Below are 16,230 nucleotides of genomic sequence, written 5' to 3'. Positions count from 1 at the left end.
TGTGCGCCTCAGCGCCGCCGGTGAAGGGGGTTCTAAGGTTATCACCCAAAAGCCGCAAGCGCTTTTTCCAACTTTTTCCAAAAAATCACAAAAAACTTACAAAACCAAACAATAACAACACCTTACACAAAATCACACAACCAACACATCGCCCAAATCCAGCCCAAAACTCACAAAACACAACTTATCCACAAAACAACACACAGACTCACCAAAGACTCACAACAAAAATCAGAACAATCTCCCAAAACACCCCATGCAACACCCGCAAGCAACGTCAGTATCGCGTCGGCATTACGACAGTATCACAGCGGTGGAACAATATACCCGCGAGGACCAGCGCGCGGGAGATGCCGCAGAGCGCAACGGGGAAGAAACAAAAAGGGCTGCCCCGTGCCTAACGCTGCCATGCAAGAAGGAAGGGGCAAACGTGAATACGGCGTGCGGTGGTGTCAGGATATATGAAGTGAAAACACAACGCCGCACACAGTTAGTACACAAAAGCATCAAGCACAGCCCCCTTCCCCGCCCTATCGTACCGCCAAGCACATTGCCCCGGGGCGTCGGGGAGACACTTACCGTTGACCTGGCTCAGCGGGGAAAGGTCAAAACCCTACTTTGACCGATCAGGGAAAGGCGCGCGTCTCGCTGGAGGCGCAGACATATGTCAGCCTGCAACGTCGGCTGGGGTTGATGTGGCGGCAGCGACCACCCCTTGTGACAAAAAGGGGGACAACAGAACGCGCGCCAGACTTGCGTCAGCTGTCTGGCGTATAATGCGCCATGAACATTGCAACACAGTCGTCCAATGTGCTTGCCGGCGTGGGTGTCTCTCCAAGAAAGAACTCCGGCCAAAAGAAGAAGCCCTTCACAAGCACAAGCAACTGATTGGTCGCATAGCCCGCATCAGCGGTGCGGATCACCCCCGCTTCCATCGCTTCACTGATCAGTCTGGTGATCGGATAAGCATGGGTTTCTGTTTCCGCAAAGAACTTCTTGGACCGGTCGAGATCCCGAATGAGTTCAGACATCACCATCCGGTTCAGGCCCAGTGCGGTCTCCTCAGTGATCACAGCAACATATTGCCTCAGCGCGTCCTTCAATTGCTCTACAAAGTCACGATCCGGATCGTAGGGCACCGGGTCCATACGCCCGTTCCGTTCAATCATGATCTCAGAAATCGCCTCAAACAGGGCCTCTTTGCTCTCGAAATGATTGTAGAGCGTGCGACTCGATACGTTTGCGCGTTTGGCGATCGAGGTTGTCTTTGCCCCCAGAAACCCCTGCGCGCGAAACTCTTCAATCGCAGCGTCGATAATATCTTTTCTTTTCTTTTCAGTACGTTTCATGAATTCCCCACCACCAAGTAAACAAGACCATTTACAAACAGCCCATCCAAGTACTAAGTAAACAGTGCAATTTACTTTATCAAACCACAATCCAGCCCTCCCCGCAAACGCGAAGCATCACATGATCCATCTTTCCCGTCGCCGCGCACTTCAAACCGCATCTATCGCATCCCTGCTGGCCCTTACAGGCTGGCAGGCACACGCCAAGCAAACCTCACTCCCGACACAAAAAGGATATTCTGACATGACCCTCACCGCTGGCAAAAACAATGTAACCTTCAAATCCTTTGGTCTGGATCTGGCCGCTGATCTCTACCTTCCCGAAGACTTCGACGCGAGCAAGACGTATAAAGCCATCGTGGGCGCCAGCCCATTCCCACAGGTCAAAGAACAGATCCCAGCCACGTATGGCCCGGAAATGGCCGCACGTGGGTTCATTTACTTGGGCTTTGACTATCTGGGTATGGGCGATAGCCCTGCGCTGCCCGGTGAGTTCATGCAATCGCGCTACAATTTCCGCCTGATCGAAAACACCTGGGACGCGGTGTCCTATCTGGGCACATTGCCCTTTGTGGAAGAGATTTATGGTCTGGGCGTCTGCCAGGGGGGCCAAACCATCGCCTCTGCCGCAGTGACCGACCACCGCATCAAGAAAATCGCCATGGTTTCGGGAATGATGGCTTCGGACGCCTTCCAGTGGACAGACCGCGACATGGCCAATCAGATGATCGCTGCGGCAAACGCTTCGATGCAGAAGCAGTATGAGACTGGCAAGCCGGACTATGTTGCGCCCTTTGGCCTGAACGACGAGATGTCGCGACAAGAGTTTATTGATCTGGGCATCAACCCGATGGCCGGGGAAACCTATGACTACTACGGGCGCGATGGTGCCAAAGGGCCGGTTGCGGTTCCAAACTACACCAACATGCATATCGGCGATCAGCCCATGCAATCCTTGTTTTCACTGTGTGAGGCATATGCCGACAAGATCGTGCAACCATCGCTGACCATCTATGGCACAAATGCCGTCACGGCGATCTGCTCTACCGCATTCGTGGAAAAGCTGACAAACACGCACACAGAGCTGGCCTTTGATGAATTCAGCCACGTGGACTTTTACCACAAGCCGGAGGCTGTGAAGGCGTCCACCGACGCTGTTGCTGATTTTTTCAACGCATGACGTGAAACCCCATGGCCGTTTGCGTTTGATTTGAGTCGCCTGCTCGCAGCCTCGTCCATTCAGCTGAACGCGAAAAGCGATGCGCACGCCTCAGATAAACGCAAACGGCTTTCGGCATAGAGCTCACTTATGTTCTCCCGCTTTGGAGGCGGCGCATGCGACTGCGCCGCCCGCAGGCGTTGGTGCGGCAAGCCCGGCACGCAGCATTTGGCAGGGTGCGGCCAGTGGCGGCTCCCCGCATGCGCACCTGTCTTTTGACATTGCGCGCCCCAAATGTTCTATTTTTGTTCTTATCGCTCTATACTGGGGGCATGACAGATTCTTCGCTGCCCTTCCTGTCTTTGACCAAAGGTCGCATGCATGAGGCCTATGGTGCGGGTGCGCCGGTGTTTGCCTGCGCACTGGTGCAGCTGTGCCGGGGCCATGTGATCTGGGTGCGCGAGGGCTGGCGGCTGGAGCAGATCAACCCTGTGGGTATGGCCGCATTTCTGGACCCTGCCACGCTGATCCTGTGCCAGACTAAAGATCAGCTTGAGGCGTTGGCGGTGGCCGAAGATGCGCTGCGCTCTGGGGCGGCGGCTGTGGTGGTGATTGAGTTGAGCAAACCCGTGGGTCTGACCGAAGGGCGGCGTTTGCAACTGGCCGCGCGGGAGGGCAACGCCACGGGGCTGGCGCTGATCGGGGCGGAGGCCATGGGCAGTAATGCGGCGGAAACGCGTTGGCAGTGCCTGCCGGTGTTTGAGCCCGACGCGGGGACAACACCAGGAAGACAGGACTCGACTCTGCAGCAGTGGGATCTTAAAAAGAACAAATCAGGAACATTAGGAAGTTGGCATGTTCGATGGGATGCAGCGTCGCGTCGTATCTGTGTGGTTCCCCCGGCTGGCGACAGACCGGGTGCTGCGCCAGCGCCCGGTGACCGGGCCGTTTGCGCTGACGCTTCAACAACAAAACACCAACCGGATTTACTGCCTGAACGCGGAGGCCGCGCGGCAGAATCTGGATAAGGGCATGTCCTATGCAGATGCGCGGGCCTTTTGCCCCGATCTGCAAAGCGGACCGGCGGATCCGGCGGGGGATGCGCGGTTTTTGCATATGCTGCGCCGTTGGGCGACGCGCTATTGCCCCTGGGTGGGGCTGGAAGGTGAGGCCGGTCTGGTGATGGACATCACCGGGGCGGCGCATCTGTTTGGCGGCGAGGCCGCGATGGTGGCGGATATGCGCGCGCGGCTGGCGCGGGTGGGGCTTGGCGCGTGCATTGGCGTGGCCGACACCCGTGGCGCGGCCTGGGCTTTGGCCCATTATCGGGAGGGCAGCGCCCCGCCCGGCGCGATGCTTGAAGCGCTGAAATCTCTGCCCGTGGCGGCGCTGCGCCTGCCTGAGGACACATCGGTGGCCTTGCAGCGCTTGGGGCTGCGCGAGATTGGCGCGCTGGCGCAGGCCCCGCGCGCGCCGCTGACGCGCCGCTTTGGGCTGGAGGTGCTGCGGCGGCTGGATCAGGCGCTTGGGACGCAGCCTGAAGAGATCACCCCGCTGGCGGAGCCCCCTCACTATGGCGTGCGGATGACCCTGCCAGAACCGATTGGCCTTTTGGCAGATGTGATGGCGGGCACGGAGCGGCTGCTGACCCAGCTGTGTGCCAAGCTCAAGGCGCAGGACATGGGCGCGCGGGTGCTCTGCGTCACCCTGCGGCGGGTGGATCAGGGCCATCAGCAGGTGGAGCTGCGTCTGGCGCGCCCGATGCGCGATGCGGCCCGCATTCTGCCGCTGTTTGAGCGCGGTCTGGCCGCGGTGGAGGCAGGCTTTGGCATTGATCAGCTGCGGCTGGAGGCGACGCAGGTCGCGGCGCTGCCGGTGCAGCAGATCAGCCATGTGGCCGATCGCGGCAAAGACCAGCTGGATGATCTCATCACCCGGATTGGCACCCGGATTGGGCTCGACAATATCCAGCGCTTTCTGCCCGCAGACAGCCATATCCCCGAGCGCAGCTTTCTGATTGCGCCGGCGGCCTATTCCGCGCCCAGCAGCGCCTGGAGCACGCATCAGCCGCGCCCGCTGACGCTGTTTCCGCCCGAAGCCATTGCCGCCAGCGGGGCGCGCCCGCCCAAGCAATTTCGCTGGCGGCGCATGGTTTTGCGCACGGGGCGTGCCGTTGGCCCGGAACGCATCGCGCCGGAATGGTGGCTGCAGGATGACGCCTGGCGCAGCGGGTTGCGCGATTACTGGCGGGTGGAGACCAAAGAGGGGCGGCGGCTGTGGTTGTTTTACACGCCACAAAACCCCGGCTGGTTTGTGCAGGGGGAATTTGCATGAGCCAAAACACACGCCCCCCGCGCCCCAAAGGCATGGAAGCTGGCACCGCCAGCTATGCCGAGCTTTGTGTAACCAGCAATTTCACCTTTCTCACCGGGGCCTCTCATCCCGAAGAGCTGATGGCGCGGGCCGCAGAGCTGGGCCTGCCCGCGATTGCGCTGACAGATCGCAACTCGCTGGCCGGGGTGGTGCGGGCGTGGAGTGCGCTGAAACAGATGCAGCGCGACAAGGATGAAGCGCTGCAGATCCGGTCCCAGCAACAGGTGGATGCCTCCTCGCGCCAGACCGTTGGCCCCAGCACACCGATTGAAAAACCGGACGTCACAGCCCTGCCCAAGCTGATTGTCGGCGCGCGTCTGGTGCTGGTGGACAGCACCGTGGAGTGGCTGGCGCTGCCGCGGGACCGCGCCGCCTATGAGCGGCTGACCCGGCTGCTGACCCTTGGCAAACGGCGGGCGGAGAAAGGGCAATGCACGCTCTATACGCAGGATCTGGAAACCGCGTGCCGAGGCATGATCCTGATCGCCCTGCCCCAAAAGAGCCTGCGCGCCGCATTGGCGGACATTCGCAGGCTGCAACCCCAGTTTCCGGGACATGTCTTTCTGGGAGCCGCGCCAAAATATGACGGCAGCGATCAGGCTTATCTGGCGGCCTGCGCGCGGGTGGCCTTGGCGGCTTCTGCCCCGATGGTGGCGGTGGGCGATGTGCTGATGCATCGCGCCAGCCGCCGACAGTTGGCCGATGTACTGACCTGTATGCGCCATCATATCACCATTGATCAGATCGGCACCCGCGCGCTGCCCAATGGCGAGCGCCGTCTGAAAACCGGGGCGGATATGGCGCGGCTGTTTCGCGACCACCCCGGCGCGCTGCGCCGCACGCTGGAGATTGCGGATCGGTGTGATTTTGATCTGGGCGAGCTGTCTTATGACTACCCCTATGAAGAGGTGGATGGCGAAAGCCCCCAGGACCGGCTGGAGCGACTGGCGCAGGAGGGGCTGAAGCGGCGCTATCCCAATGGCCCAACGGAGAAGGCCGTGACACTGATGCACAAAGAGCTCGCGGTGGTGAAAGATCTGAACTTTCCGGCCTATTTCCTGACCGTGCGTGACATTGTGCATTTTGCCCGCTCTCAGGGCATCCTCTGTCAGGGGCGCGGCTCGGCAGCCAATTCGATCCTGTGTTATCTCCTGGGCATCACCGATGTGAGCCCGGATATGATCAGCATGGTGTTTGAGCGCTTTGTCTCCAAATACCGGGGCGAGCCGCCGGATATTGATGTGGATTTTGAACATGAGCGGCGCGAAGAGGTCATTCAGTGGATCTATGAGAAATACGGCCGCCACCGTGCCGGGCTCTGCGCCACGGTGATTCATTTCCGCTCCCGCGCAGCGATCCGGGAGGTGGGGAAGGTCATGGGGTTGTCCCAAGATGTGACAGCGGGTCTGTCGAGCCAGATCTGGGGGATGAGCAACGGCGGTGTGGATCTGGAGCGGATGCGCGAGCTGGGGCTTGATCCGGAGGACCGCCGCCTGATGCAGACCATTCAACTGATTGCGGAAATCATCGGCTTTCCGCGTCATCTGTCCCAACATGTGGGCGGCTTTGTCATCACGCGCGGGCGGCTGGATGAGTTGGCACCGATTGAAAACGCCGCGATGGACGACCGCACCGTGATTGAATGGGACAAGGATGACATCGACGCACTTGGCATCTTGAAAGTCGATGTGCTGAGCCTTGGCATGCTGACCTGCATTCGCAAATCCTTTGCCCTATTGCAAAGCCATGAGCAGATCGACCACAGCATCGCCAGCATCCCACAAGGGGACACGCCGACCTATGACATGCTGTGCCGGGCGGATGCAGTGGGGGTGTTTCAGGTGGAAAGCCGCGCGCAGATGAATTTCCTGCCCCGCATGCGCCCGCGCGAATTCTACGATCTGGTGATTGAGGTGGCGATTGTGCGCCCCGGCCCGATTCAGGGCGATATGGTGCAGCCCTATATTCGCCGCCGCAATGGGCTGGAGCAAGCCGAACCGCTGGGTCCCGCGCTGGAAAAGGTCACCGCGCGCACGCTGGGGGTGCCCCTGTTTCAGGAGCAGGCCATGCAGATTGCCGTGGTTGGCGCGGGGTTCTCTGCGGAAGAGGCCGACCATCTGCGCCGCTCCCTTGCCACCTTTCGGCGGATGGGCACGATTGGCGCCTTTCGGGACAAATTTGTGCAGGGCATGCTGAACAATGGCTACAGCCCGGAGATTGCAGAGCGGTGTTTTTCCCAGATTGAAGGGTTTGCGGATTATGGCTTTCCCGAAAGCCATGCGGCGGCCTTTGCCATGCTTGCTTATGTCTCTGCCTGGTTAAAATGCCACCACCCTGCGGTGTTTGCCTGTGCGCTGCTCAATTCGCAGCCGATGGGGTTTTACGCCCCGGCACAAATTGTGCGCGATGTGCGCGAACATGGCATTGAGGTGCGGCCGATCTGTGTAAACCATTCGGAGTGGGACAACACATTGGAGCGGCGCAGCGATGGCACGCTGACCCTGCGACTGGGCTTTCGCCAGATCAAAGGGTTTCGCGAAGAAGATGCAGGCTGGATCGTGGCGGCGCGCGGCAATGGCTATCGCGACCCCGAAGCGCTGTGGCTGCGTGCGGGGCTGCGACCGGATGTGCTGATCCGGCTGGCAGAGGCGGATGCGTTTTGTGACATGAACCTCACCCGGCGCGATGCGCTCTGGCAGGTGAAGGCGATCCGCAGCCAAAAACCCTTGCCCCTGTTCAATGACCCGATTGATGGGGAAAGCATCGCCGAGCCCAAAACCCAGCTGCCCAATATGCATCTGGGCGAAGAGGTGGTGGAGGATTACGTCTCCACCCGTTTGACGCTGCGCGCCCATCCCATGGAGCTGTTGCGCCCCGCCCTGCCCGGCCTCACCCCCCATGCGGAGCTGGCGACGGTGCCTCTTGGCCAGCAGAGCGTGTGCGGATTGGTGATCACCCGCCAGCGCCCTGGCACCGCCTCTGGCGTGATTTTCCTGACGCTTGAGGATGAAACCGGGGTGAGCAATGTGGTGGTCTGGCCCAAGGTCTATGAACAATTCCGCCGCGTGGTCATGGGCGGGCGGCTGTTGCGGGTGCGCGGCTATCTGCAACGTGAGGGCATTGTGGTGCATCTGATTGCCCAAGACATAGAGGATATGTCCTACCGGCTGTCTGAGCTGGGACATCCGCTGCCGGAAGCGCTCAGTGCGGAGGGCGCGCGCACCGATGATGTGCCCAAACAATCCCGCTATCCGGCGCGTGCCATGCACCCGCGCGATCAGGCCAAGCGCCTGTTTCCGAGCCGGGACTTTCACTAAGCCGGTAGGCGCGAAGGATCAGCTGTCGTCCTTGGCGTCGCTCTGCTCCTGCCGGCGGCTGAGCGCCCCAACATAGCCCGACACGGTCTGCAGAATGCGGAACGCGGTAGAGGCATCGTTTTCCACCACGGCCATGAACTCTGTCTCCCCAAGGCGGAGCATTTCCATATCGGTTTTGGCATACATATCCAGCGCCCGCTTTTCCTTGCGCAGCAGAGCGAGCTCGCCGACCAAGGTGCCTGCCCCAGCTTCGGCCACCTCATGTGCCTCCCCATCGGGGGTGTGGTAGCCAAGCCCGGCCGTGCCTTCGAGGATCAGATAAGCCCCATCCGCCGGATCATCTCCCTGATGGAAAACATAGTCCCCTGCCTTTTCCTGATGCCATTGCGCACCAAAGGCCAGCAGGCGCATCTGGCGACGGGACAGACCGGCAAACATATCGGCAGAGGTCAGCGCGCGCATCTTGCGGCGCAGGTCAGCGCTGGCGGCATTTTCCGTGTCTTCAATATCCACCGCTTCGCCATCTTTCAGGCGACCGTGCTCCAGCTCCAGAACCATGTCAAAGCTGTCCTGATCCTCAAACTCCTCTTCCAGAAACACCATGGTCGTGTTGGGCAGAAGGGCGCGCAGGTTTTGGATCATCTCCGCAGCCTGCCCTTCCTCGTAGGCGGCAAGGCAACGGTTGAGGATCAGAAGATCCGGTTTCTTGATCGCGGCGCGGCTGATGGCGAGCGGTTCGGCAAAGGCACCGGGCAGATTGGCGCCGCCAATGCCCGTGGGCACCGCAAAGAGCAGCTCAGCGATTTCATCCTTCAGGCCCGCATCGCTGAGGATCTGGGAGACAACATCGCGCAATTGTTCACCACGCCCGCCCGCTGAGGCCGACAGCTTGCCATAGATCGCGTTTTCCAAAACCGTCAGGCCGGGCGCGTAACGCCCTTCCTGAAGGGGCGCGAGGAAGGTGCTCATCCATTCAGAGAGCTTCTCTGCCTCATTGTGGCGCAGCTCCAGAATGGTCTGTTTCAGATCATTGCCAAAGCCCGGCCCAATACGTTCGGCGGACACAGAGAACGGCAGATTGAGCATTTGCCCAAGCTCTTCACGCGCCATATTGGCCAGTCCGACCTCGCGGCTTTTGCCCACAAGCTCCACATTGCGCGTGAAGGCATCCGCACTGAGGCCCAGCTGCTGGAACAAGGGATGGTCGGTGCCATCGACGCCAAAGGTCTGATTGAGCATCTCAATCACTTCGCGCGACATGCGCAGAATGCCGTCTTCGATGCCAAGCTCATGCAGCAAATCAAGGAAGGCGTTGACCTCTTCAGGTTCGGGTTCCTCTAATTCGCGCAGAGGGGTGGCAAAGAACAGGTTCGCGGCGACGGGCAGCGCGGGGTTATATTCATCCGGATCAAATCGATAGTAGGCTTTGGACAAGCCCGCATTTTCCAAGGCTTCATAAATTTTGAGCCGCAGCCGGACCAGCATTTGTGCAAGCTCCGGGTGATCCGCTTCGACAAAGACCTGATCCAAACCACGCCGGAACAGGGCATTGCCCGCGCCGGTGGCATCCATCAGTTGCACCCAGAAGTGATGGGCCGCGTCGGTGTCCGCAAACCCCGCCAGATCAGGGTCGACCCAATCGGCAAAAAGCCGGTCCGTGCTGTTGCCGGTGCGGCGGCTTTCGTAGGCGCGCTGTTTGTCCTCCGCTGGGCCATGCGGGTCTGGCAGATCGGCGTGCGGCGCGCGTTTGAGCGGCATCATCACATTGTCGCCAAAGGTGCCTTCAAACACATAAGGTGACGGGTCGGCATAGCCGATGCGGCTGGCAATCACCCGCTGGTGCAGATCGTTGAGCTTCTCCCCGCCAACCGAGAGGCTGCCGCTCATTGGCAGGATTTCACGGGTGAACAGTTCCGCCAAGGCGCGCCGTTCCTCAGAATCGATCGAACGAATCCCAACGACTTTGCCCTGTGGGATCGTGGTGGAGATATTTTCCAGCACGGTGTCCCCGTCGTGATCGCGCACGTAAACTTTATCCAGATGGATCTCACCAGACAGACGCGGAATGGTGTCCGGCTCGCCCTCAATCAAGGCTTCATCCACCATGCCACTTGGATCAAAACGATCCCCGATCAGATGCCAGCGCAGCGACAGATCAGCGACGCGATTGTAGTAGTTCAGCAGCTCTTTCCATGGGGAGGACAGATCTTTGTAGGCCGCAAGCGCCGCCACAAGCGCGCCCAGCGAAACCTGCCCACGGATCACCAGAAGGCCACCGATGAGGTAGAAGAAAAACGGGGTCAGCTGTGTGATGAAGTTGTTGAGGAACTTCATGAAGAACTTCTTCTTGTAGATATCCAGACGGATCAAGAAGAGTGTGCCCAGACGGCGTGTGGTCTGCGCCATGCGGAAACGCCAGCCACCATTCACGCGCAATTCTGGCGCGCCTGCGGCGGTTTCGCCGATCTCAGCGGCCAGTTTGCGGACCTGTTGAATGCGGTCTTTGTTGAGCAGATTGATCTGGCGCTGCAGTTTGGGAATGAGCCACGCCTGCACAGGAATAAGCGCTATCGCCGCAAAGCCAAACCAGACGTTTTGCAAAAACAGGAAGCTCAGGATGGTAATCATCTGACCGGCTTGCATGACCGGCAGGCTGATCGCATCGCCCATCATACCACCGAGCGGCTCTGATTCTGCGGTGATCATGGAGACCAGTTCACCCTGTGACGTGCGGCGCAGGTAGGGCTGCGGAAACCGTGTGATCCGCGAAATCAGCGTAAAGCGATAGCGGCGCAGCATGCGTTCAGACAACACCCCCTTCATGGTGTTGATGCGCATTTTCATCAAACCGTGAAACAGGACCGAGAGCAAAAAGAAGCAGCTGAGCATGATCAGGAAGTTTTCCTGTGTCATCTCATAATCGAGCACATCGATGAAATCTTGATCCGCGTCGATGGCGTCGTTGATGATCCGCTTGGGCAGTTCCAGCGTCAGAAACTGCAACGGAAACAGACAGGCGGTCAGTGCCAAAAGCACCATCTGATCGCGTTTTGAGAACTTCCAAATAAAGGAAAACAGCGAGCGTTCTATGACCTCAACTCCCGGTCTTGGGCGACGGGCAAACGCCCGCAATTCCAGCAGATGCTATCAATGCATCCCCCCTGTGTTCAAACGGTTTCTTAATCGGCAAGTGCTATCGTCATAAAACATAGGTTTGCGGTGGCGGACTTCTGCGGCTAGTCTCGGAAAGTCGAATACATCATGGGGCTTAGGTCTATGGACCAAATCACGACCATACTTTTGCTGGTCGCTGCATTTCAGATCAAACATCTGGTGGCGGACTTCTTTTTGCAGAACGCCAAAATGATCATGGGACGCGAGCGTTATTGGCATATGGGCCGGGCCCAGCATGCCGGCATTCACGCCGTTTTCTCTGTTGTTGTGCTGGCGCTCTTTGGCACAGGTCCAATGGTGATTTTCTGGATGGTGCTCGCGGAGTTCATTGTTCACTTTCACATCGACTGGGGCAAAGCGCGATTCTCTGTGGACCGCGCCCTGACCCCTGAGCAGCCGATGTATTGGTATGCCATGGGATTTGATCAGGCGCTGCATCAGTTGACCTATCTGGTCATGACATGGGCCTATTTTGCCTGCCTCACAGCTTAGAGCCGCGGCTGCGCGTTTGTTGATCAGGTCTTCGCCCCAAACACATCAATGATTGCATGAATCTGGTCCGCAACGCCGACCACAAAAACGCGTGATTTCTGTGTTGCCCCTCCGGCAAAGGGCGACACGATACAGCGCACCGAAGCCCCGACCCGCACTGCCGACAAAAACCGTGCCCGCACATCAGAAATCTGCAAGCTGCCCCCTGTCGCACGGCAGAGCGCCTCAGACAGGGCGCACAACAACATGCCCGGCACAATTGCCCCGTCAAAGCCCGCAACCTTTGCAATCACGTCATCTGTGTGAATCGGGTTGTCGTCATGAGCGAGCGCCAGATAGCGCGCAACAACATCAGAGGTCAGCGGCGCCACCTCTGTTATCGCGGCAGTCGGCGGCGCCATGCGTTCGGCAAACTGCGGCGGGCTCATCTCGCGAATTTGAGTGGCGGACAGAAACTTCACACGGGTTTCCATCTGCGCCCCCGCATCGCTCAGACCAAAGCGAAAACTCGCGGCAGCTTCTGTGCGTGCCTCATGCAGGACCACTTCATGACCGGCATGAATGGCTGCGTCTTGGCAATTGAGAAAACTCTGCGATTCCTGCACCGCGTGGGTGCCAAGTGGGGCGCGCAGGGCACGCCGCACATCCGCCAGCGCCGCATCTCCAAGCAGCAGAACCTTGCTGGTGATCGGGGCGAGCTGCGGTGCGGGGGCCACGGTCAGCTCTGCCAGAAGTGTGGCCAGCGCGGCTTCCTGCGCGGGCGCCACGCCTTGCTGCAGCACCAGCTTCGTCACTGTGCCTGCCTTAGACATCTGCCTCAAACGCCTGTGCAATCAAAGTGGCATTGATGCCGCCAAATGCCAGAGAGTTCGACATCACGGCCTCGAGCGGCATGCCTTTCGCCGCATTTGGCACCGGTTCCAGCCCGATCTTGGGATCGACTTCTGTGAAGTTTAAAGTCGGCGGCGCGGATTGGCGCAAAAGCGCGCCGATGGCCACGATCAGCTCCAGCGCGCCTGCCGCGCCAAGCGCATGGCCGTGCACAGGTTTGGTGGAGGAAATCTCCACCCCAGCCAGCTCTTCGCCAAAGACATCACGCAGGGCTTTGACCTCGTTCACGTCATTGGCCACCGTGCCGGTGCCATGAGCATTCACATAGCCAATCTGATCAGGCTCTAGTCCCGCCTGGCGTAGCGCCATACGCATGCAGGATGCGGCGCGTTCCGGATCCGGGCGCAGCAAGTCACCGGCATCCGAATTGGTGCCAAAGCCGCTGATTTCACAGAGGATATTGGCGCCACGTGCCTGTGCCGACTCAAGGCTTTCCAGCACCAAAACGCCTGCGCCTTCGCCCAGGATCATGCCGTTGCGGTCTTTGCTGAAGGGGCGGTTGAGATCAGCGGTCATGACCCGCAAAAGCTCCCAGACCCGGAAGACACCGGCCTCAAGACAGGCCTCGGAGCCGCCGACAAGGCAGCGCTCCACTTGGCCGGAGGCGATCATCTGCATGCCCATGCCAATCGACTGGCTGGCCGAGGAACAGGCGGTGGCGAGACAAAGCGCGGGGCCGGTGGCGCCAAACTCCATGGAGACCCAGCTGGCGGCGGCGTTGTTCATGATCTTGGGTACCGCCATGGGATCCAGCCGCATGGAGCCTTCGGCGCCAAACTTGAGGTAGTTTTTGTTCAGCGTCTGCGCACCGCCAAAGCCTGAGCCGATGGAAACCCCGCAGGCATCGCCAAAATCCGCCTCTGTCAGCCCAGCGTGGGCCACCGCTTCGCGGGCGGCGGCAAGGGCATATTCGGCGACGGGTTCGCGCATGCGGTGGGGTTTGTCGCCCAGAATTTCGGCCAGATCCGCCTCGCCAATCTTGCCCGCGGTTTTCACGCGCTGAATGTCGAGCGCGTCAAAAGTCACTGGTTTTACACCGGAATTTCCAGATTGCGTGGCCTCAATCAGCGCCTCAGCACCGAGGCCACAGGCGGAAACGGCGCCGAGGCCGGTGACGACGACGCGGGTAGAAGCATTTCGCACCATTGGGTGGCTCACGCCTCCTCAGCTTGGTGCGCTTCGATTTTGGAAATCGCCAGATCCAGCAGATCCTGCACGGTCACCACATCGGTCAGCTCGTTGTCGACAGAGACATAAGCGCCGTATTTCTCTTCAATCGCCATGAGGATCATCACAAAATCCGCAGACTGGATATCGAGCTCTTCAAGCGGTCTTTCTGGTGTGATTTCAGAGGGATCGATCATCCCTTCTTCGGCCACCATCTCCAGTAGTTCCCGCGTTAGCGTCTCGCGATCGGTGCTCATTGGTGTCCTTCCAGTCGTCAAAGTCTTGTGTTCAATTGGCCCACGTCACATGGGTGCTTGGGCCTCACATTAGGTGGCTCGCACAGATTTTGCCAGATGAAGATGGCCCGAAACACGCGCAAATCCGCTGTCTGTATCGTGTTGGTAACGCGTGCCTGCATCGTGTCGGTAACGCGTCGGTATTGCAGAGGTATCGCGACGGTATCACGGCGGTGTACTGTCGGCGGCTTTGCCCGTGCGGCGCGGGCGAAGATCCCTGACTGGGGATAAGACGCGGGGCAAGCCTGTGGGTTTCCTGTGGATAGGTTGGGGATGGAATTGGAAAGGTGAGCGATGCGGGGGTTTTGGGGGAGGATGGAGTTAGCTTTATGGTGAGCCGCGTCTTGGAAACGGTCCGGTGGACCGTTTCTGTGGTGAATTAGTGGAACTCATGTTTCGCTCCAAGTCAGAGAACTACGATCACCGCAACTAGAAATTTAGCGTATGATCTTCGGTCTCATTGTTTTCAACCATATCCAAAAGCAAGCTCATCAGTTCATCGACTGTTGGGGCCTTTTTGGGAGTAAGCTCCTTCATTCTTGCCCTTAAAGCGAGCCTAAATTTGGGGTTTGCCAAACGGTACGAAGGGTCGTTTGGATTCCTAATCAAAATAGGATTATCGCCTTCAGCAAGGCCCGAGAGGATTTGGTCGACCCCAAGCTGTCCAGCGGAAACTTTGTCAGGAAAGAACTTTCTGATCATTTCCTCGATTTGAGTCGCGCGAATGCTGTTCGTTTCGTTAGCCCCTAAACAAAACAAAACTTGGTTTTTTCGTTGGATCTTAGTGTCACGCTTGTTCATACGCCCTTCAATTTGCGCGGTAAACTGGCCTAAAGAGGTATCGACCCAATCCTGCTCAGCTCTTTTCATACCTTCTGGACTTAACCGCCAGCCATTCTCCTGAGCCTCACATGCGATTTGATACCCAAGCTCATGAATTTGCTGCGCATTTCTATCTGTCTGGAACTGAATTTGCCTGACGATTTCTTCTAGTGGCATATCGAAACTAATTCTTAGCTTTTCTTCCAACCCCCGAACTATGAGGTCCTCCGCCTCAAATGGCGTCAACCGCTCTACCTCGGGAATTTCCGTAAGCCTATTTGCTATGGTTCCAGCGAAATCATGACGAGCAATAATTTCTTTCATGTCAGAAACGACCCCCACGAAAAGAAACCTAACACCAAAAGCAGAGAAGTGTTCATTATCCAAGCGAATTATAAGGCTCGCTATCTGCTGGACTAAGTTGTCTACCCTCGAAACTTGCTCAAAGTTGTCAAAAACCAAGAACCTTCGCTTACCTCTCTCTTGAGACAAGCTCTGAAGTACGAGTTCAAGGGAGTCCGACTGTTTTTTTTGAAACTCAATGGTCCTTTGCTCCGCTGGCTTCGCGACCACTAAATTAGCCTGCAAAGACTGTCTCTCAATCTTCTTTACTTCTTCCCACTGCTCGAAGGGAAGAGACTTGAGAAGCGCTTGATCTAAGCCTTCAGTAATAGCTATGGATAGATCAACAGTGCGATAAGCAACATTATGCTTTGTAAAGTACTCTTTGTAGAGCCAGGTTTTTCCGTTTCCGCTGTCGCCACAAATCAGAACGTGCTGGGAGCCATTTATCGCCCGATTTAGCTTCTTCTCCAATGAGACGCGCGCGACATACATGTCAGCATTTACATCTGAAGAGCGAGGCGTAAAAACTTGGCCAGGCTCGGGACGTCCACCAAAAATCATCTTTAGAGTGCTCCATGAGTTAGTTACTCCTCTTAAAAGGCATTAAGTATGATTTCAACGCGATGAATTGGCTCACAAACCAGTTAAGTCGGTAAGTGCCAGACCATACTCCCCAGGTCAGCGCAGTAGCGGAGATTTTCAAACTATTGTGCCTGTTGGGCCTCAACACTCATGTACAGCAATAAGATAACGTTGAACCGCCCTCGGGGTCGGGCGCGATCCTTGCGGTGGGGCTATGCGGGTTCCTAGTGGTGTGACGGCTTGGGGGAGATGGCTATGCAGCT

At 58.2% G+C, this 16,230-nt stretch carries 11 protein-coding genes; 5 read left to right on the top strand and 6 right to left on the bottom strand.

Going from position 1 to position 16,230, the window contains the following annotated elements:
• Nucleotides 1–758: 758 nt before the first annotated feature.
• Nucleotides 759–1,349: a TetR/AcrR family transcriptional regulator gene (locus J7413_RS16120; protein ID WP_209100028.1), complete on the bottom strand. Its 591-nt coding sequence runs from the start codon at nucleotides 1,347–1,349 to the stop codon at nucleotides 759–761.
• Between the two features lie 121 nt (nucleotides 1,350–1,470).
• Between J7413_RS16120 and J7413_RS16115 the strand changes: the two genes are divergently transcribed.
• The 4 genes from J7413_RS16115 (at nucleotide 1,471) to J7413_RS16100 (ending at nucleotide 8,198) form a co-directional block, all read left to right on the top strand.
• Nucleotides 1,471–2,529, top strand: coding sequence for an alpha/beta hydrolase (locus tag J7413_RS16115; protein ID WP_209100026.1), 1,059 nt, complete (start codon nucleotides 1,471–1,473; stop codon nucleotides 2,527–2,529).
• 311 nt (nucleotides 2,530–2,840) lie between these two features.
• The gene (locus J7413_RS16110; RefSeq protein ID WP_247743568.1) at nucleotides 2,841–3,536 is read left to right on the top strand and encodes a hypothetical protein; all 696 of its coding nucleotides are present in this window, start codon (nucleotides 2,841–2,843) and stop codon (nucleotides 3,534–3,536) included.
• The gene (locus J7413_RS16105) at nucleotides 3,427–4,842 is read left to right on the top strand and encodes a DNA polymerase Y family protein (RefSeq protein ID WP_348538771.1); all 1,416 of its coding nucleotides are present in this window, start codon (nucleotides 3,427–3,429) and stop codon (nucleotides 4,840–4,842) included. The genes J7413_RS16110 and J7413_RS16105 overlap by 110 nt, the downstream gene beginning before the upstream one ends.
• Nucleotides 4,839–8,198: an error-prone DNA polymerase gene (locus J7413_RS16100; protein ID WP_209100022.1), complete on the top strand. Its 3,360-nt coding sequence runs from the start codon at nucleotides 4,839–4,841 to the stop codon at nucleotides 8,196–8,198. The genes J7413_RS16105 and J7413_RS16100 overlap by 4 nt, the downstream gene beginning before the upstream one ends.
• An 18-nt stretch (nucleotides 8,199–8,216) precedes the next feature.
• On the opposite strand, the gene J7413_RS16095 is transcribed toward J7413_RS16100, so the two are convergent.
• Entirely contained in the window at nucleotides 8,217–11,237 is a 3,021-nt protein-coding gene (locus J7413_RS16095; RefSeq protein ID WP_209100020.1) for a cyclic nucleotide-binding domain-containing protein, read from the bottom strand.
• Between the two features lie 237 nt (nucleotides 11,238–11,474).
• On the opposite strand from J7413_RS16095, the gene J7413_RS16090 reads away from it, so the two are divergent.
• Nucleotides 11,475–11,864 (top strand): DUF3307 domain-containing protein, encoded by a 390-nt coding sequence (locus J7413_RS16090; protein WP_209100018.1) that lies wholly within the window; start codon nucleotides 11,475–11,477, stop codon nucleotides 11,862–11,864.
• 23 nt (nucleotides 11,865–11,887) lie between these two features.
• Here J7413_RS16090 and J7413_RS16085 read toward each other — a convergent pair whose 3' ends face one another.
• The 4 genes from J7413_RS16085 to J7413_RS16070 all read right to left on the bottom strand — a co-directional run bounded on the left by J7413_RS16085 (nucleotide 11,888) and on the right by J7413_RS16070 (nucleotide 15,946).
• Nucleotides 11,888–12,676, bottom strand: coding sequence for a MaoC/PaaZ C-terminal domain-containing protein (locus tag J7413_RS16085; RefSeq protein ID WP_209100016.1), 789 nt, complete (start codon nucleotides 12,674–12,676; stop codon nucleotides 11,888–11,890).
• A complete protein-coding gene (locus J7413_RS16080; RefSeq protein ID WP_209100014.1) occupies nucleotides 12,669–13,901 on the bottom strand; it encodes a beta-ketoacyl-[acyl-carrier-protein] synthase family protein in 1,233 nt (410 codons plus the stop codon). Before J7413_RS16080 ends, J7413_RS16085 begins: the two co-directional genes overlap by 8 nt.
• 8 nt (nucleotides 13,902–13,909) lie before the next feature.
• Nucleotides 13,910–14,179 (bottom strand): phosphopantetheine-binding protein, encoded by a 270-nt coding sequence (locus J7413_RS16075; RefSeq protein ID WP_209100012.1) that lies wholly within the window; start codon nucleotides 14,177–14,179, stop codon nucleotides 13,910–13,912.
• A 468-nt stretch (nucleotides 14,180–14,647) separates the two neighbouring features.
• Entirely contained in the window at nucleotides 14,648–15,946 is a 1,299-nt protein-coding gene (locus J7413_RS16070) for an AAA family ATPase (protein WP_209100010.1), read from the bottom strand.
• Nucleotides 15,947–16,230: the final 284 nt, after the last annotated feature.

Source organism: Shimia sp. R10_1 (genome assembly GCF_017744095.1).
In the GTDB taxonomy this organism is placed as follows: Bacteria; Pseudomonadota; Alphaproteobacteria; order Rhodobacterales; family Rhodobacteraceae; genus Shimia.
Note: the sequence above shows the minus strand (reverse complement) of the source record. Positions and strands in the feature narration are given on the sequence as shown.